Annotated in this window: 21 protein-coding genes and 2 pseudogenes; 15 read left to right on the top strand and 8 right to left on the bottom strand. The window is 72.7% G+C overall.

Annotation, left to right across the window (positions count from 1 at the left end):
* The first annotated feature begins 50 nt into the window (after window positions 1–50).
* Complete coding sequence (locus tag ABIA32_RS28470) at window positions 51–2,339, top strand: glycoside hydrolase family 3 N-terminal domain-containing protein (RefSeq protein ID WP_370101473.1); 2,289 nt, start codon at window positions 51–53, stop codon at window positions 2,337–2,339.
* Between the two features lie 10 nt (window positions 2,340–2,349).
* Here ABIA32_RS28470 and htpX read toward each other — a convergent pair whose 3' ends face one another.
* On the bottom strand, window positions 2,350–3,285 hold the full coding sequence (htpX, locus tag ABIA32_RS28465; protein WP_370101470.1) for a zinc metalloprotease HtpX: 936 nt from the start codon (window positions 3,283–3,285) through the stop codon (window positions 2,350–2,352).
* A gap of 168 nt (window positions 3,286–3,453) precedes the next feature.
* Here htpX and ABIA32_RS28460 point away from each other — a divergent pair, with 168 nt between their 5' ends.
* Complete coding sequence (locus ABIA32_RS28460; protein WP_370101467.1) at window positions 3,454–4,293, top strand: exonuclease domain-containing protein; 840 nt, start codon at window positions 3,454–3,456, stop codon at window positions 4,291–4,293.
* A gap of 2 nt (window positions 4,294–4,295) precedes the next feature.
* Here ABIA32_RS28460 and ABIA32_RS28455 read toward each other — a convergent pair whose 3' ends face one another.
* Together ABIA32_RS28455 and ABIA32_RS28450 are read right to left on the bottom strand one after the other, a co-directional pair.
* A complete protein-coding gene (locus ABIA32_RS28455; RefSeq protein WP_370101464.1) occupies window positions 4,296–5,882 on the bottom strand; it encodes an LCP family protein in 1,587 nt (528 codons plus the stop codon).
* Window positions 5,875–6,417, bottom strand: a complete 543-nt coding sequence (locus tag ABIA32_RS28450) for a DUF6542 domain-containing protein (RefSeq protein ID WP_370101461.1) — start codon at window positions 6,415–6,417, stop codon at window positions 5,875–5,877. Before ABIA32_RS28450 ends, ABIA32_RS28455 begins: the two co-directional genes overlap by 8 nt.
* 201 nt (window positions 6,418–6,618) lie before the next feature.
* Here ABIA32_RS28450 and ABIA32_RS28445 point away from each other — a divergent pair, with 201 nt between their 5' ends.
* The gene (locus ABIA32_RS28445; RefSeq protein WP_370101458.1) at window positions 6,619–7,008 is read left to right on the top strand and encodes an ArsR/SmtB family transcription factor; all 390 of its coding nucleotides are present in this window, start codon (window positions 6,619–6,621) and stop codon (window positions 7,006–7,008) included.
* 29 nt (window positions 7,009–7,037) lie between these two features.
* Here the strand turns inward: ABIA32_RS28445 and ABIA32_RS28440 are convergent.
* A pseudogene (locus ABIA32_RS28440) lies at window positions 7,038–9,563 on the bottom strand (HAD-IC family P-type ATPase); the annotation flags it as partial.
* A 103-nt stretch (window positions 9,564–9,666) separates the two neighbouring features.
* The gene (locus ABIA32_RS28435) at window positions 9,667–10,284 is read right to left on the bottom strand and encodes a ComEA family DNA-binding protein (RefSeq protein ID WP_370101456.1); all 618 of its coding nucleotides are present in this window, start codon (window positions 10,282–10,284) and stop codon (window positions 9,667–9,669) included.
* Window positions 10,285–10,535: 251 nt separating this feature from the next.
* On the opposite strand from ABIA32_RS28435, the gene polX reads away from it, so the two are divergent.
* The 6 genes and pseudogenes from polX (at window position 10,536) to ABIA32_RS28405 (ending at window position 16,139) form a co-directional block, all read left to right on the top strand.
* Entirely contained in the window at window positions 10,536–12,263 is a 1,728-nt protein-coding gene (gene polX, locus ABIA32_RS28430) for a DNA polymerase/3'-5' exonuclease PolX (protein WP_370101453.1), read from the top strand.
* 131 nt (window positions 12,264–12,394) lie between these two features.
* Window positions 12,395–12,850 carry a MarR family winged helix-turn-helix transcriptional regulator gene (locus tag ABIA32_RS28425; RefSeq protein ID WP_370101450.1) on the top strand — a complete coding sequence of 152 codons (456 nt, stop codon included), beginning with the start codon at window positions 12,395–12,397 and terminating at the stop codon, window positions 12,848–12,850.
* A 176-nt stretch (window positions 12,851–13,026) separates the two neighbouring features.
* Window positions 13,027–13,299 (top strand): annotated as a pseudogene (locus ABIA32_RS28420) (PAS domain-containing protein); the annotation flags it as partial.
* A 187-nt stretch (window positions 13,300–13,486) separates the two neighbouring features.
* Window positions 13,487–14,419, top strand: coding sequence for a PP2C family protein-serine/threonine phosphatase (locus ABIA32_RS28415; RefSeq protein WP_370101447.1), 933 nt, complete (start codon window positions 13,487–13,489; stop codon window positions 14,417–14,419).
* Between the two features lie 117 nt (window positions 14,420–14,536).
* Window positions 14,537–14,896 carry a YciI family protein gene (locus ABIA32_RS28410; RefSeq protein WP_370101444.1) on the top strand — a complete coding sequence of 120 codons (360 nt, stop codon included), beginning with the start codon at window positions 14,537–14,539 and terminating at the stop codon, window positions 14,894–14,896.
* A gap of 4 nt (window positions 14,897–14,900) precedes the next feature.
* Window positions 14,901–16,139 (top strand): RNA polymerase sigma factor, encoded by a 1,239-nt coding sequence (locus ABIA32_RS28405; RefSeq protein WP_370101442.1) that lies wholly within the window; start codon window positions 14,901–14,903, stop codon window positions 16,137–16,139.
* 29 nt (window positions 16,140–16,168) lie between these two features.
* On the opposite strand, the gene ABIA32_RS28400 is transcribed toward ABIA32_RS28405, so the two are convergent.
* Both ABIA32_RS28400 and ABIA32_RS28395 read right to left on the bottom strand, forming a co-directional pair.
* Complete coding sequence (locus ABIA32_RS28400) at window positions 16,169–16,315, bottom strand: hypothetical protein (protein WP_370101439.1); 147 nt, start codon at window positions 16,313–16,315, stop codon at window positions 16,169–16,171.
* 126 nt (window positions 16,316–16,441) lie between these two features.
* Window positions 16,442–16,816, bottom strand: coding sequence for a hypothetical protein (locus ABIA32_RS28395; RefSeq protein WP_370101436.1), 375 nt, complete (start codon window positions 16,814–16,816; stop codon window positions 16,442–16,444).
* Between the two features lie 227 nt (window positions 16,817–17,043).
* On the opposite strand from ABIA32_RS28395, the gene ABIA32_RS28390 reads away from it, so the two are divergent.
* Complete coding sequence (locus ABIA32_RS28390; protein ID WP_370101434.1) at window positions 17,044–17,781, top strand: hypothetical protein; 738 nt, start codon at window positions 17,044–17,046, stop codon at window positions 17,779–17,781.
* Window positions 17,782–17,889: 108 nt separating this feature from the next.
* Here the strand turns inward: ABIA32_RS28390 and ABIA32_RS28385 are convergent, their stop codons facing one another.
* Entirely contained in the window at window positions 17,890–18,432 is a 543-nt protein-coding gene (locus ABIA32_RS28385; protein ID WP_370101431.1) for a GNAT family N-acetyltransferase, read from the bottom strand.
* 244 nt (window positions 18,433–18,676) lie between these two features.
* Between ABIA32_RS28385 and ABIA32_RS28380 the strand changes: the two genes are divergently transcribed.
* From ABIA32_RS28380 to pqqB, 5 genes are read left to right on the top strand one after another with little or no spacing between them, the layout of a single operon-like run.
* Window positions 18,677–18,805 carry a hypothetical protein gene (locus tag ABIA32_RS28380; RefSeq protein WP_370101428.1) on the top strand — a complete coding sequence of 43 codons (129 nt, stop codon included), beginning with the start codon at window positions 18,677–18,679 and terminating at the stop codon, window positions 18,803–18,805.
* A 40-nt stretch (window positions 18,806–18,845) separates the two neighbouring features.
* The gene (gene pqqC, locus ABIA32_RS28375; protein WP_370101426.1) at window positions 18,846–19,583 is read left to right on the top strand and encodes a pyrroloquinoline-quinone synthase PqqC; all 738 of its coding nucleotides are present in this window, start codon (window positions 18,846–18,848) and stop codon (window positions 19,581–19,583) included.
* Window positions 19,580–19,852, top strand: coding sequence for a pyrroloquinoline quinone biosynthesis peptide chaperone PqqD (gene pqqD, locus ABIA32_RS28370; protein WP_370101423.1), 273 nt, complete (start codon window positions 19,580–19,582; stop codon window positions 19,850–19,852). Before pqqC ends, pqqD begins: the two co-directional genes overlap by 4 nt.
* Window positions 19,845–20,969: a pyrroloquinoline quinone biosynthesis protein PqqE gene (gene pqqE, locus ABIA32_RS28365; RefSeq protein ID WP_370101421.1), complete on the top strand. Its 1,125-nt coding sequence runs from the start codon at window positions 19,845–19,847 to the stop codon at window positions 20,967–20,969. The genes pqqD and pqqE overlap by 8 nt, the downstream gene beginning before the upstream one ends.
* Window positions 20,966–21,874 carry a pyrroloquinoline quinone biosynthesis protein PqqB gene (pqqB, locus tag ABIA32_RS28360; protein ID WP_370101418.1) on the top strand — a complete coding sequence of 303 codons (909 nt, stop codon included), beginning with the start codon at window positions 20,966–20,968 and terminating at the stop codon, window positions 21,872–21,874. Before pqqE ends, pqqB begins: the two co-directional genes overlap by 4 nt.
* The last annotated feature ends 10 nt before the right edge of the window (window positions 21,875–21,884 follow it).

Below are 21,884 nucleotides of genomic sequence, written 5' to 3'. Positions count from 1 at the left end.
GTTCGTGATGTGACGCCCACCCAGCTCCTGCACACGGATTGGATGCTTTCGTGCGCCGAATACACCGTCGCCTCGCCACACTCACCGGCCTCGTCCTCATCGGCGGGACCGTGACCGGACTCTCCGCCGGCTCCGCCCCCGCCGCCCCACGCACCCCGCTCTACCTCGACGCCCACGCCTCGGTCTCCGATCGCGTCGCCGACCTGCTGCACCGCATGACGCTGCGGGAGAAGATCGGCCAGATGGACCAGGAGGCGCTGGTCACCGTCCAGGGCACCTGCAACTGGTCCGGCGGCGCGCTCAACCAGGCGTGCCTGCACAGCGTTCTGGTCGACAACGCGGCCGGCTCGATCCTCTCCGGCGGCGGCATGCCGCCCGCCGTCAACACCGCCAAGGACTGGGCGGATCTGACCAACGCGGTCCAGAACTACGCGATCACCAACTCGCGGCTGCACATCCCGATCCTCTACGGCATCGACGCCGTCCACGGCCACAACAACGTGCTCGGCGCGACGATGTTCCCGCAACAGATCGGCATGGGCGCGACCTGGGACGCGGCGCTGGAGCGCAGCGTGGCGCAGTCCACCCAGCGCGCGGTGGCGGCGACCGGCATCAACTGGGCGTTCGGGCCCGTCGCCGAGATCGCCAGGGACCAGCGCTGGGGCCGCTACTACGAGGCCTTCTCCGAGGACCCGCTGCTCACCGGCACGATGGCCGCCGCCGCGGTCGGCGGAATCCAGGACTCCTCCAGCGGCACCAGGATCGCCGCCACGGTCAAGCACTTCGCCGGCTACTCGCAGCCGCTCAACGGCCACGACCGCGTGCCCGCCGACTACTCGGCCCGCTACCTCCAGGACACCATCCTGCCCGCCTACAAGCAGGCGATCGGCGCGGGCGCGCTCAGCGTCATGGCCGACTCCGGCGCGGTCAACGGCGTGCCGGTCACCGGCTCGCACTACCTGCTCACCAGTGTGCTGCGCGACCAGTACCACTTCGACGGCGTCGTGGTCAGCGACTGGAGCGACGTCCGCAACCTGCAGACCGCCTACCACATCGCCGCCGACTACCCCGAGGCCATCGCCAAGGCGGTCAACGCCGGTGTGGACATGGCGATGGAGCCCACCAACGCAGCCGACTTCACGGCGTCCGCCCTCACCGCCGTGCAGCGCGGGCTGATCTCGCAGCAGCGCATCGACCAGGCCGTCTCGCGCATCCTCACCATGAAGTTCAAGCTCGGCCTGTTCGAGCACCCCTACGTCGACGCGTCCAAGGCCGACGGCATCGTCAACGGCGCCGACCTGGGCCTGGCCAAGCAGGCCGCGACCGAGTCCTCGGTGCTGCTGCGCAACCAGGGCGGCGTGCTGCCCTTCGGCTCCGGCGTTCACAAGATCGTCGTGACCGGCCCCAACGCGGACAACATCAACAACCAGATGGGCGGCTGGACCATCGGCTGGCAGGGCGTGCCGAAGGGCACGAACGTCGGCGGCACCACCGTGCTCGCCGGGCTGCGCGAGGGCGCTCCGGCCGGAACCAGCATCGACTACCAGGCCGACGGCACCGCGGCCGCCGCCGATCTGCAGAACGCCGACGCGGCCGTGGTCGTGGTCGGCAACACCCCGGGCGCCGAGGGCCCGAACGACCAGCCCAACCCGTCCCTCGCGGCGGACCAGCAGGCGGAGGTCGCCGCGCTCCAGGCGACCGGCAAGCCCGTCGTCGTCGTGGTCGTCGCGGACCGTCCGCTGGTGCTCGGCAGCGCCGCGAAGACGGCCGGGCTGCTGATGGCCTGGCTGCCCGGCACCGAGGGCGGCCACGCGGTGGCCGACCTGCTCTACGGCAAGGCGAACCCGAGCGGACGGCTGCCGGTCTCCTGGCCCAAGGCCATCGGCAACGAGCCCGAGTTCTACACCCAGCTCCCCGGCACCAACGGCGGTGCCGACTCCGGCTACAGCCCGCTGTTCGCCTTCGGGGCCGGACTCTCCTACACCAGCTGGCAGTTCGGCGCGCCGGTCCCCGACCGGACCAGCGTCGGCACGGACGGCTCGCTCAAGGTGAGCGTCCCGGTCACCAACACCGGTTCCACGGCCGGTGACGTGGTCGTGCCGCTCTACGTGTCGCAGCCGGTCAGCCAGGTGCTGACCCCGGCGAAGTGGCTGGTCGGCTTCGCCCGCCTGCACCTCGACGCGGGCGCGCACGGCACGGCGCAGCTCACCGTCCCGCTCTCGCTGCTCGCCCACACGGAGGGCGACATCAACGGCGACGGCGGCCGGACCGTCGAGCCCGGCGCCTACACCCTGCTGGCGGGCGACAGCACGACCGGGACCGGTTTCACCGTCGGCTGATCCCAGCCGATCAGGCTGACTCCCCCAGCCTCGCAGTGACCTGGGCCAGCGCGTCCAGACGACACTGCAGGCTGGGGTGGGTCGAGAAGAGCCGCGACAGCGCCGACCCGGACCCGGGCTCGGCGCCACCGTCCGACCCGCTGGTCAGGGCCGGGACGAAGAGGACGGCGTTGAAGGCCTGCGCGGTGCGCAGGTCCTTGGTCGGGATGCGCCCCGCGTTTCCACTGACCTTGACCAGCGCCGAGGCCAGCGCCGACGGCCTGCCGGTGAGCTCGGCCGCGGAGCGGTCCGCGGCCAGCTCGCGGTAGCGCGACAGGGCCCGGATCAGCAGGAAGCTCAGCGCGTAGACGACCGCGGAGACGGCGACCACCGCCGCGACGATCATCGCCGTGTTCTGGTCCCGCCGCCCGCGCCCGCCGATCAGCCCCGAGTAGAAGCCGACGCGGACCGCGAGCCCGGCCAGCACGCCGAGGAACGAGGCGATGGTGATCACCGCGACGTCCCGGTGCGCGATGTGGGAGAGCTCGTGGGCGAGCACCCCGTCCAGCTCCTCACCGTCCAGACGGCGCAACAGGCCCGAGGTCACGCAGAGCACCGCGTGGTCGGCGTTGCGGCCGGTGGCGAAGGCGTTGGGCAGGTCCGTGTCCGCGAGGGCCAGCCGGGGCTTGGGCATGTCGGCCAGGGCGCAGAGCCGGTCGACGGCTCCGTGCAGCCGGGGCTCCTCCTCGGCCGTCACCTCGCGGGCCCGCATCGCGAAGAGCGCGACCCGGTCCGAGAACCAGTACTGCGCGGCCAGCGCTCCCCCGGCGATGACCACGACCAGGACGGCCGACTTGAGCAGCGCGACCAGGACCGCCGCGAAGACCACGTAGAGGAGCCCGAGCAGGAATACGACGGTCACCATGCGGACCGTGAGCTGCCGGTCTGGAGCGAATCGGGATTGCACGCTGATCGCCTCCGCAGGGCCGCGCAGCATCGCCTGTCGACACCTGTCGACGCCTCCAGCGTAAGCCCGTCACCGCCCAGTGGACAGCGTCCGAGGGCGCGTCTCCCGCCGAGCGGTTATCTTGCTTGAAGATCGTTCGCCGGCGGCCGGAGACCACGCGGAGTGCAGATGCGCGGAGCTCAGATGCTCGAAGCGCTGCGCCGAGTGCGCCGCAGGCCGGTCCGGGCCCTGCGGCGCCCCGCGCAGGTGCCGCTGACCCTCTTCGAGGCCGGTTACCTGACCCGCCGTCGCGGGGCAGACCCGGGTGAGCTCGTCTTCGCCGCCGTCGATCTGGAGACGACGGGTCTCGACCCGCGCAGCGACCGCGTCTGCGAGATCGGGGTGATCCGCTTCCGCGCCGACGGGACGGTGCTGACCGAGTTCGCCAGCGTGCTCGACCCGCAGCGGCCCATGGACGCCACCGAGTTCCACGGCCTGGACGAGGCGCACGTGCGCGGCGCGCCGACCTTCGCCGAGGTGCTGCCGCAGATCGGACCGCTGCTGGCGGACGCGGTCGTGGTGGCGCACAATCTGGCGTTCGAGGACGCGTTCCTGGCGGCCGAGATCCGCCGCGCCGGGCGGGATCTGTCGCCGCGTCCGCCCGGACTGTGCACGCTCGTCACGGCCCGCGCCCAGCTGGAGGGCCCCGGCTACGGCCTCGCCACCCTCTACCGCAGCCTGACCGACGCCCCGCTCGTGGACGCGCACACCGCGCTCGGCGACGCGAGGGCGACGGCCGAGCTGCTCACCGCGCTGCTCGCCCAGGCGCCGTCACCCCTGCGGTACGCCGGTCCGCGGCCGGGCCCCGAGGCGCGCGGCCCCGCCGTTCCGCCGCGGGGACGCACCGCCGCCCGTCCGGTCGGCCCCGGACGCGGCACTCCCCCGGCCGAGGACGACCCCCGCCCTCGCCACAGCTGGCGGCGCAAGGAGCTCGCCCCGGCCTGGGGCCGGTGCGACCCGGTCGGCTGAGATCAGTCGACGCAGGGGATCTTGCCGGAGCCGCCCTGGACGGCGGGTCCCTGGAAGACCAGGTGCGGCGTGCCGGAAGGGCTGGCGCCGGAGGTGGAGCCGGAGCTGCCCGACGACGAGCCGGCCGACGGCGCGGTGAAGCCGGCGCCGAGGATCACCTCGACGTGTCCCGCCGCGACCGCGCTGCTGGCGGTCGCGCCGCTGACGCCGAGCTTCGTCGCGATCTGCGCACCCGCCGCGTCCGCGCCCGAACCGTAGAGGACGCGGGTGGTGCTGCTGGCGGCGTGGTTGCCGGTCGTGCCCTTGGTGTAGCCGGCGGCGACCAGCGCGGAGGACTCGGCCCCGGCGGCCCCGCTGACTCCGGAGCCGTTGAACACGTCCACGATCGCCTGAGCCGCAGGCGCGGAACTGGTCGAGGCGGCGGGCTTGGGCGCCGGGTCATGACCGAAGAGCGCCTGCACCGTGCGCTGGACCTGGCTGACGCTGACCGAGTTGACGGACTGCATCCCCTCGCCGGGTATGTACACAGTCGGCAGGCCGGAGATGGGCAGGGTGTTGAAAGTGACCTTGCCGCCCGTCAGATTGGGCGCCTGCTGGGCGAAGTCGAGGATGCTCCACTGGTCGTCGATGACGACGTCCTTCTTGACCACGTTCAGCAGGCCCTGCAGCTTGCCGAGGTCGGAGAACATGCCGTTCTTCTTCAACTGCACCTCGGCCGACGTGATGTAGGCCTGCTGGCGGTGGGTGCGGGCGAAGTCGCCGCCGTTGCCGTTGCCGTCGGTGTTGGTCAGGTTGTGCCGCTGACGCACGAAGGAGAGCGCCTCCGCCGGGGTCTGCAGCACGTTCAGGCCCGCGTGGAAGTTCGCGCCCGATCCCTGGCCGGTCATCGCCGGGTCGGAGGTGGCGTGGTTCAGGCACACGGTCACCGGGCCGATGGCCTTGGCGATGTCGTAGAAGCCGATCAGGTTGACCTCGGCGAAGTGGTCGATGTGCACGTTCAGGAACTTCGACACCGTCGTCAGCGTCGCCGCCCGGCCGACGTCGCGGCTGGCCTGCTCCAGCGCCGCGCCCTTGAGCCCCTTGGCCTCCAGCCCGGACATCGCCCCGGCCTTGGCCAGGCCGTAGGCCTCCTTGATCTTGTGCATGCCCTGCTCGGAGCCGTCGCCGTTGTACGTCATGACGTAGTCGTCGCGCGGCACCGAGACCGCCTCGACCTTGGCGCCCGAGTCGGCGGGTATGTGCAGCATGATCAGGCTGTTGGTGTTGTAGCCGCCGACGTTGCTCGACGAACCCGCGTGCAACTGGTCCTGGATGAACCAGCTCGGCAGGTCGGAGCCGTCGTTGCCCTTCCGGCTGTCCAGACCGATCAACAGGATGTTGACCGAGTTGTCCAGCTTCGCCGGGCCGTTCTTCTGCGAGACCGACAGCGCGCCCGACTGGGTCACCCCGGTCGTCAACTGCTGGTAGCCGTACCAGGTCACCCCGGCCACCGCGGTCACCACGGCGGAACCGACCACCGCGGCGGTGCGCCCCACCACGACTGCGCGCGACACCCCGCCGCCGACATATCCGCTCCTGCGGCTACCCACGTCCGTTGCCCTTCGCCTTGTTCGCCGCCACCAGGCGGCCCACTCCGATCGCCACGGCGCACCCCACCGCCAGGCCCATCAGCGGGAAGGCGCCGGCCACCCACTGGACCAGATGCTTTGCGAGCTCCACCGTGCCGGTCGAGCCGTCCGACACGACGTGCCCGGCCAGCGCCATCAACAGAACGACCGGGGGCGCTCCGGTGGCCACCCACCACACCCCCGGCCGCGAACAGAGCAGCGCCGCACCCGCTGTGCCCAGCATCACTCCGGCGGTGAAAAGCAGGCCGCCGCCGCTGCCGGGCAGGGCCGTGACCAGCATCACGCCGATCAGCACCGACGCCGACACCGCGCCCGGCCGCTGCCCGGCACTTCGCCCGCCGCGCCCACTGTCCCCGCCATGCCCGCCGTGACCGCCTGACCTGCCGGATCCGCCGCCCTCGCGGCGGCGCTGCGCCCGGCCGCCCTGGGCCGTCGCCGTACCCGCCCCGGCGCCGTACCGGCCGGTCTCCTCGGACCGGTCCCAAGCGTCGGTCATCTTTCCCACCCTTCACATGCGCGACAGCAGCCACTGTGCGGTGCTTCACTGTCAGGACGCATCGCAAATCCGCTCGGTTGCAGAGTTGCGCAATCTAGCAAGTGTTCTTGTGAGCGCCAACCGTGGGCTCCTCACACGCCTGGCCTCCCGCGTTCGGTAGTCTGCTGTCCACCGTCAGCGGCCGAGGGGAGGCAGGGACATATGGAAGCACGGGTGTCCAGCTCGCGTCCCCGCGCCGCCGTTCTCGAGCCGGACCGGCTCGACGAGGCTGCCACCGCCTTCGCGCTGCTGGCCTCGCCGATGCGGCTGCACATCATGTGGCTGCTGCTCGCTGCCGAGAGTGACGTCGGCGGGCTGGCCGAGCGGACGCGGGCGTCGATGCCGGCGGTGAGCCAGCACCTGGCCAAGCTGAAGCTGGCCGGCCTGGTCCGCTCGCGTCGCGAGGGACGGCGGCAGGTCTACCTGGTCGACGACCCGGTGATGGCGGCCGCGGTCAGGCTGCTGCTCGACCCCTCCCAGGCGCGGTTCCAGCCCCGGGCGAGCATCAGCGCGCCCGCGTATCCGGCCAGCACCACGGCCAGCAGCGCGTAGAACGAGATCGGCAGCACGCGCAGCCCGAGAGCGGCGCCGACCGGAGTCGCGGGCAGCAGCAGGCCCACGGCGGCGAGGCCGAGATTGGCGATCCGCACCGGCCAGGACGCCCGCACCCGCAGCCCAGCGCCGCCGAGCACCCGCAGCAGCTGGACGGTGACGGCCTGGGTGATCAAGTTCTCGGTGAACCAGCCGGAGTGGAAGAGCTCCTCCGCGTGCGGGGCGTGCGCGTCCCCGACGACCGCGCGCAGCACCACGAAGGTGGCAAGGTCGGCAACCGCGTTGACGCAGCCGAAGAGCAGGGCGAAGCGGGCCAGCGTGCGCCGGTCCAGAAGACGCGGCCGCTGCGCGGTCGGCGAATCGACGAGCGGGCGGTCGAAGGCCAGGGCGAGCTGCGCGGCGTCGAAGCAGAGGTTCTGCGTGAGCACCTGCACCGGCAGCATCGGCAGGAAGGGCACCATCGCCCCGGCCGCGAGCATGGCGACCACGTTGCCGACGTTGGAGGCCAGCGTGATGCGCAGGTAGTTACCGATATTGGCGACCGCCGTGCGCGCCGCCCGCACCGATTCCCCCAGCGCGCCCAGTCCCGGCGCGGCCAGCACCAGGTCGGCACTGCGGCGCGGCCCTTCGTCCAGCGCGCCGGGCGAGCTGAGGCCGACGTCGGCGGCGTGGAGGGCGGGCAGGTCGTTGAGTCCGTCGCCGAGGAAGCCGACGGTGTGCCCGTTCGCGCGCAGGGCTCGCACGATGCGTGCCTTCTGGGCGGGCGCGGCGAGGGCGAAGACGGTGGCGCTCTCGACGGCCCGCCTCAGCTGCGCGTCGTCCATCGCCTCGGTGTCGGGGCCGAGCAGCGGCGTGCCGGGGTCGAACCCAGCGTCGCGGCAGGCGCGCTCCGCCGAGCCCGGCCGGTCACCGGTGACGATCTTGACCGCGATCCCGTGCGCGGCGAGCTCGGCCAGCGCGGACGCGGCGGACTCCTCCGGCTCGTCGGTGAGGGTGACCAGTCCGAGCAGCTCCAGCCCGTAGGGGTCCTGCTGACGGCGACGCGCGGCCCGCGTGCCGACGCCCGGCGCGGGCGTCTCCTCCTCGGCCAGCGCGACGGCCAGCACCCGTAACCCGTCCGCCGCGTGCCGCTCGGCCAGCGCGACGATCGCGGCCCGGCGGTCGTCGGTCAGTTCCGCCGCGCCGCCCCGCTCGGCACGGCAGCGGGCGAGCACGTCCTCGACGGCGCCCTTCACCACCAGCGTCTGTACGCCCAGTCGGGCCCGCGCCCGCACCACGGCGACGGCGATCCGCCGGCTCGGGTCGAAGGGCACGGCGGCGACGCCGGTCCACTGCTCCGCGAAGTCAGGATCGGCGTCCCAGGCGGCGTCGAGCAGCGCCTCGTCGACGCTGTCGATCACCGGCGGATCACCGAGCTCGGTGCAGATCAGGCTGTTGACGGCGGCCCAGTGCAGCACCTGGGGATCGCTCCCGCCCCGGGGGTCGACGCCACAAGAGACGGTGAGGCTGTCGCGGGTGAGCGTGCCGGTCTTGTCGGTGCACAGCACATCGACGGCGCCCAGGTCGTGCACGGCCGTCAGCCGCCTGGCGTAGACGTGCCGACCGCGCAGCACGCTCGCCTGGCGTGCCAGCGCGGCGGTCACGACGAGCAGCAGCATCTCCGGCGTCAGTCCGACCGCGACCGCCGCGGCGTAGGGGACGACCTGCCAGGTGCGGCCATCGGCGAAGGCGCCGACGAGCAGGCCGGCCGCGCCGGAGAGCAGCGCCAGCCGCAGCAGCAGGCCGGAGACGGCGCGGGCGCTGCTGTCGAACGCCGTCCGTCGCTTCGGCGGGAAGGCCGGTGCGGCCGGGGCGGCAGGGGCGGGCGGGGCCGCGGGCGTCGGCAGCGTCGCAGGCACGGACCCGACCAGAAAGGCGTCCGCTCCGGTCGCCAGCACCACGCCTGTCCCGGTCCCCTGGGCGACGGTGCTGCCGCGCAGGCAGAGCCGGTCGTTCTCGGGCGAGCGCGCGGCGCTGCCCTGGCCGGCTCCCGCTCCGGCCGCATGCTTGCCGACCGGAACGCTCACTCCGGTCAGCGCGGACTGGTCGAGGGTCAGCCCCTCCGCGCGGAGCAGCAGCAGATCGGCCGGCACCGGGTCGCCGGGCGCGAGGCGGACCAGATCCCCCGGAACGAACTGGTCGAGCGGCAGCTCCCTGGCGACCGGCCACGCCTGGGCGCCGTCACGCCGCCGCAGAACCGTCGCCGTTCCCTCCCCGTAGGAGCGCAGCGACTCGGTGTCCCGCTCGGCCCGCAGCTCACCGGCGAGGCGCAGCGCGCACCCGGCGACGACCAGGACCGTCAGCACCGCTGCACTGCTGAACGCCCCGGACAGGGCGGTGACCAGCACCAGCATGCAGAGCGTCGCGGCGAAGGGGTCCCGCAGCTGGGCGAGCAGCCGTCGCGGCCAGGACGGCGGGACGGGCCTGGGCAGCGTGTTCTCGCCGTGCGTGACCAGCCGTAGTTCGGCCTGCGCCTCGTCCAGTCCTCGGTGGCCGGTCTCGAGCGCGCGCAGCACCTGCAGGTCGCTCACCCCGGCCGACTGGACCAGCGCTACCTCCTCGAAACGGTCTGTCGGGCTCAGCGTATAGCGCGCCGCGCTGACACCGTCAGCCGCACGGTCAGCGCAGGAAGACCACGCGTTCGCTCAGCTCCTCCGCGAGGTGGCCGGGGACGTCGGCGTAGACCTCGAGCTCGGCGACGGAGCTGAAACCGCCGTGCTCCCCGCGCGCCTCGACGATCCGCTGTGCCATGTCCGGCGTCACGCCCGGCAGTCCCGCCAGCACCGGCACCGGGACGTGGTTGACGTCGGCGAGCCCGCCGTCGTCGTACCGGCGCGGCAGGTCGGGGCGGCCGATCCGCAGCTCCCTGGCCAGGCCGGGGTCGCGTTCCGCCAGCCGCTGCGCCTCGGCCCGGCGCCGCCTGCGGGCCAGGGCGTCCTCGACGGCGGGGTCCCGCTGCGAGCCGACGAGCCGGCGCCGCACGGTGAAGGTGACGGCGAGGCCTCCCGCGACCAGGACGACGGCGATCAGCGCGCCCGCGACGGTATTGCGCGTCGAGCCGGTGGGCGCCGAGGCCAGCACGAGGGCGACGACCGTGGTCGCGCACGCGACCGCCGCGATCACCGCGAGAACGCGGTCGTGCAGCCGCCAGGCGGCCCAGCCGAGGACGACCGCAGTCCCGAGGCCGATGGTGAAGAGCGGCAGCAGCGCCCAGAGCAGGCTTCCGGCCGGACTCATCCGCCCCGCAGGACGCCTGGTATCGCCTGATTCAGACACATTTCAACGGTAAGGTCAGCCCGCTGACGCGGCACCCGCAGCCCGCACGCACCCCCGATCCTGCCTGCACCGGCTCTGCTCGGAGTGCGGCGCCGTACCGAGCCCGCCCCAGGCCGAATTGTGCCGGCGCTGCGGCGCCTCGCGGGCCCGGCACGGCGAGCCGAGTCCGCCGACCGCTCGCAGCGGTGCGGAGCCCGACCTACGCTGAGCCCATGGCCCGGCTCAACGACGAGGTCCAGGCGCTCCTCGAGGAGTACGCCGACCTGCTGACGATCACCGGCGGCGACGCGTTCCGGGTGCGCTCCTACGAGAAGGCCGCCCGCGCGATCGGCGGATACGGCGGCGACCTCGCCGGGATGGACGCCAAGGCGCTCCAGTCGATCCCCGGGGTCGGCAAGTCGATCGCCGAGAAGATCGAGGAGTACCGCACCTCAGGCTCCTTCGCGGCCCTCGAAGCGCTGCGGGCCAAGATCCCGGCGGGCGTGCGGGAGATGACGGGCGTTCCGGGCCTCGGCCCGAAGAAGGCCCTGGCCCTCTACAGGGACCTGAAGATCTCGACCGTCGCGCAACTGCGCGCCGCCGCCGAGGCGGGCCGACTGCACGATCTGCCGGGCTTCGGCGGCCGCACCGAGGAGAACATCCTGCACGGTCTCGACCTGCTCACCCAGGCCGCGACCCGAGCCGACCTCGGCACCGCCACCGCCGTCGCGGAGGGGATCGTGGCCGCGCTGACGAAGGTGCCCGGCTGCCTGCGCTGCACCTGGGCCGGGTCGCTCCGTCGGATGCGGGAAACCGTCGGCGACGTCGATATCCTGGCCGCCGCCGAGGAGTCCGGCCCGCTGATGGACGCGTTCCTCGCACTGACCACGGTCGCCGAGGTCATCGCCCACGGGCCCACCAAGACCTCGATCCGGACGAGCAAGGGTCTCCAGGTCGACCTGCGCGTCGTCGAGCCGGACGCATGGGGCGCGGCGCTCGTCTACTTCACCGGATCCAAGGCGCACAACATCAAGCTGCGCACGATGGCCGTCCGGGCGGGACTGAAACTCTCCGAGTACGGGCTCTTCGACGCCGACTCCGGCGAGAAGATCGTCTCGCGCACGGAGGAGGAGGTCTACGCGGCGCTCGGTCTGCCCTGGATCCCGCCGACGCTCCGCGAGGACCGCGGCGAGGTCGAGGCGGCCCTCGCAGGCGAACTCCCCGTCCTCGTCTCCGAACGCGAGCTGCGCGGCGACCTGCACACCCACACCGACCTCACCGACGGCGTCGCCTCACTGGAGGAGATGCTCGCCACCGCCCGCGCCCGCGGCTACTTCTACTACGCCGTCACCGACCACGCGCCGGACCTGGTGATGCAGCGGATGACCGACGAGAAGATGCTCGCCCAGCGCGAGAAGCTGCGCGGCCTCGCCGGGCAGTACGGCCGGATGCGACTGCTGCACGGCACCGAGCTCAACATCGGCCCGGACGGAGACGTCGACTGGCCTGCGGAGTTCCTGGTCGGTTTCGACGTCTGCGTGGCCTCGGTCCACTCCCACTTCGGCGCGGACCGGGCCGCGCAGACCCGCCGTCTGATCCGCGCGTGCGAGAACCCGCACGTCCACATCATCGGCCACCCCTCCGCCCGGAGAATCGGCCGCCGCGCGCCGATCGACGTCGACTGGGACGTCGTCTTCGCCGCCTGCGCGCGCACCGGCACGGCGATGGAGATCAACTCCTCGCCCGAGCGAATGGACCTCGGAGACGAACTGGTCCGCCGCGCCCGTGCGGCGGGCGTCCGCTTCTCGATCGACAGCGACGCGCACTCGACCGTCCAACTCGACCGCCCCCGCTACGGCGTCGGCACCGCGCAGCGTGCCTGGCTCGGCCCGGAGGACGTGATCAACACCTGGACCTGGCAGCGCCTGCGCCGCTTCCTCACCAAGCCCGAGCTGCACTGACCCGCATGCCGGGCGCTCAGCGCCCGACCCAGGAGCCCGTCAGCTTCTTAGGTGAACTCTGCTTTTCTGTGCGTGCGCACGCACGCCCTAGAACTTCCGTGCATGCGCACGCAAACCGATAGGCTGTCCATATGACGCGCGCCGACCTCTCCCTGGGCAGCCTGTCCGCCAGGGACCACGCCTTCTACGGTCTCGTGTGGGCCGGCACCACGCTCTCCGCACAGGTGGACCGGGCCCTGATGCGCGCGCACGACTTGCCGCTGTCCTGGTTCGAGGTGATGCTCTGGCTGCACGGCCAGACCGGCCCCGTCGCCGCCTCCGCCCTCGGCGCGAAGACGCTGCTCAGTCGCACCCAGGTGTCGCGCGTGGTGGACTCCCTGCAGGCACGCGGGCTGGTCGCCCGCACGCCCTCCCCCCACGACGCCAGATCCGTCGAGATCGCGCTCACCCCGGCGGGGCGCGCCGCCTTCGCCGAGGCCGACGCCACGCGGCGGGCCGCGCTCGCCGAGGTCTTCGACGAGCGGCTGAACGACGAGGACATCGCAGCCCTGGAAACCGCCTGGGCCAAGCTCAAGGCGCGCCACTGACGGCCCCCGGCCACGGGGACGCCGTGGGGTGGTCGCCGGACACGTGTGCACGCCGACCTCCGGTGTCCGATCATGGAGTCAGTTTCTGTCGACCGGGGGACGAGGAGAGAGCGGTGGGCGCGGAGGCCCCGAAGCGGGACGCCGCCGCGACAGCGATCGACGCGGCGGCCGCCGCCATGGCCGTCACGAGCGACGCGCTGCTCGGCAGTCTGGTCCCCGGGCTGCCGGTCGGCGTGGCCCTGCTCGACCTGGAGCTGCGCTGGCAGTACTCCAACGAGGCGTTCGCCCGGCTCACCGGGGTGACCCCGGAGTCCTTCGCCGGACGGCCGCTCGCCGACACCCCGCTCGCGGCGGCCGCCGCCACCGCCCTGCGGGTACTCGCCGACGGCGAGTCCCGCCCGTTCGAAACAACCGGGCCCAGCCAGACCGGGTCCGCCGTACCGGCCGTCCAGCTCCGCCTCCAGCGCCTCGCCCCCGAAGGCCGCGTCGCCGGCGTCCTGGCCGTCACGGTCGGCGCCACCCCGGCCATCGCGTGGGGCTCTGCCGCGCCTGCTGGCGCTCCGGCGGACCCGGACGCGGCCCGGTTGGGCCTGCTCACCGCCGCCGGGGAGCAGATCGGCACCACCCATCACCTCCGTGCTGGCCGTGCCGCTCACCGCCCGCGGGCACCTGATCGGCGCACTCACCCTCGCCCGCCGCGCGCCCACCCAGCCGACTGCCACCGAGCCGACCGCCACCCAGCCGACCAACTCCGACCTGCCCGGCGACGGATTCGGCGACGACGACATCACGCTGATCGAGGAGCTCGCCGGCCGGGCCGCCCTCAGCGTCGACAACGCCCGCCGCTACATGCGCTCCCAGGGCATCGCCCTGGAACTCCAGCGCGCTCTGCTCGCCGAACCGGCCAACCCGCATCCCAACCTCGAGATCGCCTGCCGCTACCTGCCCTCCGGCACCAGCTCCGTCGTGGGCGGCGACTGGTACGAGAGCGTCCGGCTGCCCTTCGGCCGGACGCTGCTGGTCATCGGCGACGTGATGGGCCACGGCGTGGAGGCCGCGGTCGACATGAGCACCTACCGCTCGATGCTCCGCTACGTCGCCGCCATGGACCTGCCGCCGCACCGGATCCTGCGCCAGCTGGACTCCCTCATCTCCGAGAACGAGTCGGCACGCCCGGCCACCTGCCTGCTCGCGCTCGTCGACCCGAGCCGCAACCGGGTCACCTTCTCCAGCGCGGGTCACCTTCCGCCCGCCCTGGTCGGCCCTGGCCAGGTGACCGAGCTGGTCAGCCTGCCCAGCGGCCCGCCGCTGGGCACCGGCGTCGGCGGCTACCAGCAACTGGTCCGCGAACTGCTGCCCGGCCAGGTGCTGCTGCTCTACACCGACGGGCTGGTGGAACGCCGCCACGAGGACATCGACGTCTCGCTCGACCGCCTCGCCGCAGTGCCGCTGCCCGCCGGAGGCGAACTCGACGACCTCATCGACGCCGCCCTCCACAGCTCCTCCCCGAGCGACGCCGAGGACGACATCGCCCTGCTCGCCGCCCGGGTCCGGCCACGCTCGACCTGATCCCGGAAGAGATCCTCAAAGTTTCTCCCGGAGAGTGTCGATCGGGACCGACCCCGTTCGTAGTGGTTGTATCGGGCAGGCAGACAGCCGGTCCATGAGAACCACGAGGAGAACACCATGAAGCAGTACCTGCTGTCGGTGCACATGGTCGAGGGCCAGCAGGCGCCGGCCGCCGAGACGATGCAGCAGATGTACACCGACGTCGACACGTTCAACAAGAAGCTCCAGGCCGACGGCGCCTGGGTCTTCGCCGGCGGACTGCTCCCCGCCGACGTCGCCACCGTCGTCACCGCCCAGCCGGACGGCAAGGTGCTCACCACCGACGGGCCGTTCGCCGAGACCAAGGAGCACCTGGGCGGCTTCTGGGTCGTCAAGGCCGCCGACCTGGACGCCGCGCTCGCGCTGGCCGGCGAGGGCAGCCGGGCCTGCCGGGGCCCGGTCGAGGTCCGCCCCTTCCAGGACGAGCCGGAGCTGTAAGTCCTTGCCCCCCGCCTTGCCCACCCCTGAGCAGGTCTTCCGCGAGGAGTACGGCCGCTGCGTGGCAACCCTCATCCGCTTCCTCGGCGACATCGATCTCGCCGAGGAAGCAGTGCAGGACGCCTTCGCGGTGGCCCTCGAGCGCTGGCCTGAGTCCGGCACACCGCCCAACCCGGGAGCCTGGATCACCACCACCGCGCGCAACCGGGCCATCGACCGGCTGCGCCGCGACGCCACCCGGCACGACCGTCACCTCCAGGCCCGTCAGTTGCTGGAGGCGACCACCCCGACGCCGGACGAGCAGGCAGCAGAGGAGGGATCCGTGCGCGACGACCGACTACGGCTTCTGTTCACCTGCTGCCACCCCTCACTGGCGCGCAGCGCCCAGGTGGCGCTGACGCTGCGGCTGCTCGGCGGCCTGGAAACCCCCGAGATCGCACGGGCCTTCCTGGTGCCGGAGACGACGATGGCGCAACGGCTGGTCAGGGCCAAGCGGAAGATCAAGGAGGCGGGGATCCCGTACCGGGTCCCCGCCGAGGCCGAACTCCCCGACCGGCTGCGCGCGGTGCTCGACACGCTCTACCTGGTCTTCAACGAGGGCTACGCCGCCTCGACGGGCGAGGCGCTGCTGCGCGAGGACCTGTGCGCGGAGGCGCTGCGACTCGCCCGCGTGCTGGCCGAGTTGATGCCGGACGAGCCGGAGGCCCTCGGCCTGCTGGCGCTCATGCTGCTCACCCACGCCCGCCGCCGGGCCCGCACCGGGCCGGACGGCACGCTGGTCCTCCTCACCGACCAGGACCGGGCGCTGTGGGACCGTCAGCAGATCGACGAGGGCCAGGCCCTGGTCCGCGCCTGCCTGCGGCGCGGCAGCCCGGGTCCGTACCAGATCCAGGCTGCGATCAACGCGGCGCACAGCGACGAGTCGCTGAGCGCCGAGGCCCGCTGGACCCAGGTCCTGGCCCTCTACGACCTCCAGTTGCGGCTCGCCCCGACGCCCGTCGTGGCGCTCAACCGCGCCGTCGCGCTCGCCGAGGTCGCCGGTCCGCAGGCGGGCCTGGAGGCCGTCGACGCCCTGCCGGACGGCCTGGAGGAGTACCAGCCCTTCCACGCCGCCCGAGCCGACCTGCTTCGCCGCCTCGGTCGCGCGACGGAGGCGGCAGCCGTGTACGAGACCGCGCTCACCCTGACCGCCAACGCCGCCGAACGCGCCTTCCTGGCGCAGCGCCTGAGCTCGCTCGGCTGACAGCTGCCCAAGCCGTCATACCGCTGCCGTCAGCGGCGCGGTGAGGGCGTGACGTGGAGCGTGCCGAGTGCCGTCGTCCAGTCGGTCGCGAGGGCCTGCTGCGCCGCGCCGAGGGAGACCTGGCCCGAGCAGACGGCGTCGTGGAGGGCGGACTCGACATCGTCCTTGGGATTCACCGGACCTGAGCCGGCCACGTGCCCCGGGGACGGGGGCTGGACCCAGAGGTTGCGCGGGTCGTTCGGGTCGCCGCCGACCCCGAGCGGGATCAGGTGGTCGTACTCGGCGTCGCCGTAACGGCCGTTTTAGCCGTAGGACTTGGCGTTCAGCCGCTTCTCGGCGTCGGTGACGCCCTTGGGCGGCCTGACACTTGCGGTGTAGCCGCCCCGGCGGCACAGCGTCTGCCGCAGATTGGCCTGGGTGACGGCCGGGTTGACCGCGCCGGGCGTACAGCGTGGATCGGGCAGCGGCTGGCCGTTGCTGCTCCGGTAGTGGCAGCTGCCGGCCGGGGGCTGGGCGGCGATCCGGTAGTCGCTCTGCGGCCCTGGTCCGACCGCGAGGGCCGCACCCGAGCCGGGTGCGGTGGACCCCGCCCTTACCCCGACGGCACCGGCACCGCCGCAGCCGGCGAGGGCCAGCGCGAGCACGGCCGCACCGAGCAGACGGACGGTCGGGACCACGGGAACTCCTCCGGCTCGGCGACCCTCGGCGACCTCGGCATCGTGGCGTCGTGGTATCGCGGCGTCGCTCAGCCTACGATTCGGCGGCCCGGCCCCCGCTCGGGACACACCGCACGAATTCACCCGGACGGGTTGGTCCAAATGTCTGGGACATGCCGAGTTGATCTGAAATGGTGGTGGTTACAGCCGGTAGCGAACCGGTCACGCTCGCCCGGAGGGAGAGGCAGATGGCTCAGGCCGCACGCGTCGCAGGAAAGTTCGGCAAACTGGGGCCGCAGTTCCCGGTCGCCCTCAAGTACTTCAGCCACTACGCGGCAGCCCCGCTCGCCGCTCCCCCGGCCTCCGTCAACTGGACGACGAAGGTCACCACCTGGCCCATGGACGGCAACGACACCTACGGCGACTGCACCATGGCCGCAGCCGCGCACCTGATCCAGTCCTGGAACGCTCAGACCGGCCAGGGGGACCCGGTCCCCACCGAGCAGCAGGTCGTCGACCAGTACTTCCAGCTCTCCGGCGGGGCGGACAGCGGGCTGGTCGAGTCCCAGGTGCTGACCGCCTGGCAGCGCACGGGTCTGTGGGGCAACCAGGTGCTCGCCTACGCGCCGGTCAACGTGCACGCGCTGACGGTGATCCGCCAGACCATCGCGCTCTTCGGCGGCGTCTACGCGGGCATCCAGGTGCCGGCCAACGCCCAGCAGCAGTTCGCCCAGGGCAAGCCGTGGACCTTGGACCCGGGCTGGGAGTCGCAGCCGATCGAGGGCGGCCACGCCATCCCGCTCCTCGGCTACGACGCCGACTGGCTCTACACGATCACCTGGGGCGCGGTGCAGAAGATCGCCTGGGACTGGTGGTCGACCTACAGCGACGAGGCCTGGGCCGTGCTGGCCCAGGAGTACCGCGAGGCCGGTCAGGTCAACGGCATCGACCTGGCCACCCTCACCGCCGACCTCAAACTGGTCTGAAGCCCGGCTCCTCCGCTCCTCCGGCTGCGCGAACCACCCGAACTGCCCGAACCACCCGAACCACCCGAACCGCCGGACGAGGGCGGGCCCGCCGGGGCCCGCCCTCACCTACGCCGTCACGTCCGGCTTCCAGTCCTGCGCGAGGAGCCCGAGCAGCACCTCGTCCAGGAACTCGCCCATCACCCAGGCCGAGGAGCGCAGCACGCCCTCCCGGACGAAGCCGTTGCGCTCGGCGGAGCGCAGCATCGCGGCGTTGTCCGACAGCGTCTCGATCTGCAGCCGGTGCAGGCTGCGCACGACGAAACCGTAGTGGCACAGCACCGCGACCACGTCGGTGCCGTAGCCCTTGCCACGGGATGACGGCAGCAGCCCCAGCCCGATGTGCGCGCACCGGTTGTGGTTGTCGATGCCCCAGAGCGTCGCGGTACCGACCAGGGTGCCGCCGTCCAGCTCCACCACGGAGAACGGGACGTGCCGCTGCTCCGTGTCGTCCACGACGAGCCGTGAGTCCTTCGATCCCGGCGTGATCGGCCGCCACGGCCCGGCTTCGGACCGCGAGGAGTTGACCACGTCGTCGTAGAGCTCGGCCCGCAGGATCGGGATGTCTTCCTCGTGCCGGGCCCTGAGCCCGACCTTGCTGCCCCTAAGCATGCACGCTTCCTATCCGACCGGGTCGGCCGGCGGCAAACGAATAAGACATATCAACGCCTGGTCACAGGGGATCAGGTGCGTTGTCACTCGGTCGGATCATTGTCGAGGCTGGGCGCTGCGCCGTCCGGGTGCTCGTCGGGACGCGCCGGGCGCGGGACCGGGGTCCCTCTTGTCCCAGGAGCCCTGCGCTGGCACGGTGGTCCGGGTTACGCTCAGCGCGCAGGATGACCCAAGGAGTGATCCCATGCTTGAGAACAACAGCGTTCCGCAGCAGGAAGCTCAGCCGTCCGTGCAGCCGCAGCCGTGGGTGCGCCCCGACTTCGAGGCCTTCGACGCCGCCCCGGAAGTCACCGCCTATTTCGCCCAGGACTGAGCGCTGAATTCTTCGTCAAACCCAGAACACCATGGACCTGATGCTGACTGACAGCACCGGGGGTGTCGGAAGCGCCGACCGCGCGGCGCGAACCCCGCTCTCCGCAGCCGAGTTCCGCGCCGCGCTGTACGCCCTCGAGCCCTCCTACTGGGACAACCACCCCTTTCACGCCCGGCTGCACGAAGGCCGGCTCGGCAAGGAGGAGCTCCGCCTCTGGGCGGCCAACCGTTGGTACTACCAGCGCTGCCTCCCGCAGAAGGACGCCGCCATCCTCGCCAACTGCCCCCTGCCCGAGGTCCGTCGGCAGTGGCTGCCGCGGATCGTCTACCACGACGGCGCGGACGCGGGCTCCGGCGGAGCCGAGAAGTGGCTGCGCCTGGCCGAGGCCGTGGGGCTGACCAGGGAGGAGGTCCTCTCCGAGCAACACGTGCTGCGCGGCGTGCGCTTCGCCGTGGACGCGTACGTCTCCTTCGCCCGGCAGCGGCCCTGGCTGGAGTCGATCGCCTCCGGGCTGACCGAGCTCTTCTCCCCCGGCCTGCTGCGCTACCGGCTCGGCCAGATGCGTGAGCACTACCCGTGGATCGCCGAGGAGGGCCTGACCTACTTCACCGCCAGGATCGACGTCGTCGACGCGGAGGGCGAGGCGACCCTCGACCTGGTCGTCCGCCACGCCGCGACCAGGGCCCAGCAGGACGCCTGCGTCGCCGCGCTCGCCTTCAAGTGCGAGGTGCTGCGCGCCGTCCTGGACGCCGTCGACTACCGCGCGGCCAGTCTGTGACCGGAGATCCCGCGAGCGACGTGCCCCGGCTCCGTCCAGGCGTGCGGTTGACCCACGACGCGACGCGCGGCGTCGACCTCGCCCTCGTCCCCGAGGGCGTGCTGGTGCTGAACGAGACGGCGTCGGCGGTGCTGGCGCTGTGCGACGGACGGAGGACGGTGGCGGAGATCGTGAGCCGGCTCGGCGAGCGCTTCGGCGGCGTGCGCACCGAGGACGTCACCGAGCTGCTCGCCCGTCTCGCCGCGCGCCGCGTGGTCGCCCATGCTTGAGGCTGCTGGGCCTGAGGCCGCCGCCGTCCCCGCGCCCTTCGGTCTGCTCGCGGAGCTGACGCACCGCTGCCCGCTGCACTGCCCCTACTGCTCCAACCCGCTCGAACTCACGGCCCGCAAAGATGAACTGACCACGGATCAGTGGCGTGACGTGTTCTCCCAGGCCCGCGCACTCGGCGTGGTGCAGCTGCACCTCTCCGGCGGCGAGCCGCTGGCCCGACCGGACCTGCCCGAACTCGCCGCCCACGCGCGCGCCCTGGACGCCTACGTCAACCTGGTCACCAGCGGGGTCGGCCTCACCGCCGAGCGTGCCGACCTGCTGGCGCGCAGCGGCGTCGACCACGTGCAGCTCTCGCTCCAGGACGCCGAACCGGCCGTCGCCGACCACGTCGCGGGCGCGCGCGTGCACGCGCTCAAGCTGGCCGCGGCGAAGGCGGCGACCGACGTCGGGCTCCCGCTCACCGTCAACGTCGTCCTACACCGGGCCAACATCGACCGCGCCGGGGAGATCGTCGACCTGGCCGTCGACTTGGGCGCCGACCGGATCGAGCTGGCCAACACCCAGTACTACGGCTGGGGCCTGCGCAACCGCGAGGCTCTGCTGCCCACACCGGACCAGCTGGTCGCCGCGAAGGCCGCCGTCGCCCGAGCCCGCGCCCGGCACACGGGCGGGCCGGAGATCGTCCACGTCGTGGCGGACTACTACGCCGACCGCCCCAAACCCTGCATGGACGGCTGGGCCCGACGGCAGCTCACCGTCACCCCGGCCGGTGACGTGCTCCCCTGCCCTGCCGCCTCGGTGATCCGCACGCTCCCGGTCGAGAGCGTGCTGCGCCGCCCGCTCGCGGAGATCTGGTACGCCTCGGAGTCGTTCAACGCCTACCGGGGCACGGAGTGGATGGCCGACCCGTGCCGCAGCTGTCCGCAGCGCCACACCGACTTCGGCGGCTGCCGGTGCCAGGCCTACCAGCTGACCGGCGACGCGGCCGCGACGGATCCGGTCTGCTCGCTCTCGCCCCACCGCCCACTGGTGGACGCCGCCCTCGCCGCTCTCGCCGCTGCAGGCCCGCAACCGCCCGCGTACGTCATGCGCACGCATACGGTGGCGACCCCGTGAGGGCCGTCCTGCTCGGCACCGCCGCCGGGGGCGGCGTGCCGCAGTGGAACTGCGCCTGCGCGCTGTGCACGGCCTGCCGGGCCGGTCGGCTCCCCGCGCGCACGCAGGACTGCGTCGCGGTCAGCGCCGACTCCCCCTCCTGGTGGCTGCTGAACGCCTCCCCCGACGTCGCCGCCCAACTGCAGGCCACCCCCACTCTCGCCCCCGGCCCCGGCCCGCGTGACACGCCGCTGCGCGGAGTCCTGCTCACCGACGCCGAGGCCGACCACACCCTCGGTCTCCCCGCTCTGCGCGGCGGACCGCCCTTGGAGGTCCTCGGCACCGCACCGGTCCTCGACGCGCTGCCGTGGCGCGCGATGATCGACCGGTACACCCCCTGGCAGTGGACCACCGCCGAGCCCGGCCGCGCGTACCCGCTCGCGGGCGGCCTGATCGTCACCGTGCACCCGGTCGGCGACAAGGTCCCCAAGTACGTCGACCCGGTTCCCTCCGGGACGACCGGCTGGGTCTCCGCGCTGCGCGTCGAGGACCCGTCCGACGGCAGCGCGCTGCTCTACGCCCCCTGCTTCGGCGCCTGGTCCTCCGTGATGGACGAGCTCCTCGCCACGGTGGACTGCGCGCTCGTGGACGGCACCTTCTTCTCCGCCGACGAGCTCGGCAGCCGCGCCCCCTCCGCCCCGGGCCAACACGCGATGGGCCATCTCCCCGTCTCCGGCCCCTCCGGCAGCCTTGCCGCGCTGGCCCGGCATCCGGGGGTCCGCCGCGTCTACACCCACCTCAACAACACCAACCCGCTGCTCGACCCGGCCTCCCCGGCCCGCGCGGCGGCGGCCGCGGCGGGCGTCGACGTCCTGCCGGACGGCACCGAGCTCGTCGTCAATTCCCGCCTCCGCTCCGGTCGCTAGTACGATCATC

It is taken from the genome of Streptacidiphilus sp. MAP12-20, assembly GCF_041262525.1.
Lineage (GTDB): Bacteria > Actinomycetota > Actinomycetes > Streptomycetales > Streptomycetaceae > Streptacidiphilus.
Note: the sequence above shows the minus strand (reverse complement) of the source record. Positions and strands in the feature narration are given on the sequence as shown.

Bases quoted from the DNA above. Each gene is read 5' to 3' on its own strand.
- ABIA32_RS28460 (WP_370101467.1), top strand. From the start codon at position 3,454: ATGCGCGGAGCTCAGATGCTCGAAGCGCTGCGCCGAGTGCGCCGCAGG.
- ABIA32_RS28450 (WP_370101461.1), bottom strand. From the start codon at position 6,417: ATGACCGACGCTTGGGACCGGTCCGAGGAGACCGGCCGGTACGGCGCC.
- ABIA32_RS28445 (WP_370101458.1), top strand. From the start codon at position 6,619: ATGGAAGCACGGGTGTCCAGCTCGCGTCCCCGCGCCGCCGTTCTCGAG.
- ABIA32_RS28435 (WP_370101456.1), bottom strand. From the start codon at position 10,284: ATGAGTCCGGCCGGAAGCCTGCTCTGGGCGCTGCTGCCGCTCTTCACC.
- polX (WP_370101453.1), top strand. From the start codon at position 10,536: ATGGCCCGGCTCAACGACGAGGTCCAGGCGCTCCTCGAGGAGTACGCC.
- ABIA32_RS28425 (WP_370101450.1), top strand. From the start codon at position 12,395: ATGACGCGCGCCGACCTCTCCCTGGGCAGCCTGTCCGCCAGGGACCAC.
- ABIA32_RS28410 (WP_370101444.1), top strand. From the start codon at position 14,537: ATGAAGCAGTACCTGCTGTCGGTGCACATGGTCGAGGGCCAGCAGGCG.
- ABIA32_RS28390 (WP_370101434.1), top strand. From the start codon at position 17,044: ATGGCTCAGGCCGCACGCGTCGCAGGAAAGTTCGGCAAACTGGGGCCG.
- ABIA32_RS28385 (WP_370101431.1), bottom strand. From the start codon at position 18,432: ATGCTTAGGGGCAGCAAGGTCGGGCTCAGGGCCCGGCACGAGGAAGAC.
- ABIA32_RS28380 (WP_370101428.1), top strand. From the start codon at position 18,677: ATGCTTGAGAACAACAGCGTTCCGCAGCAGGAAGCTCAGCCGTCCGTG.
- pqqC (WP_370101426.1), top strand. From the start codon at position 18,846: ATGCTGACTGACAGCACCGGGGGTGTCGGAAGCGCCGACCGCGCGGCG.
- pqqE (WP_370101421.1), top strand. From the start codon at position 19,845: ATGCTTGAGGCTGCTGGGCCTGAGGCCGCCGCCGTCCCCGCGCCCTTC.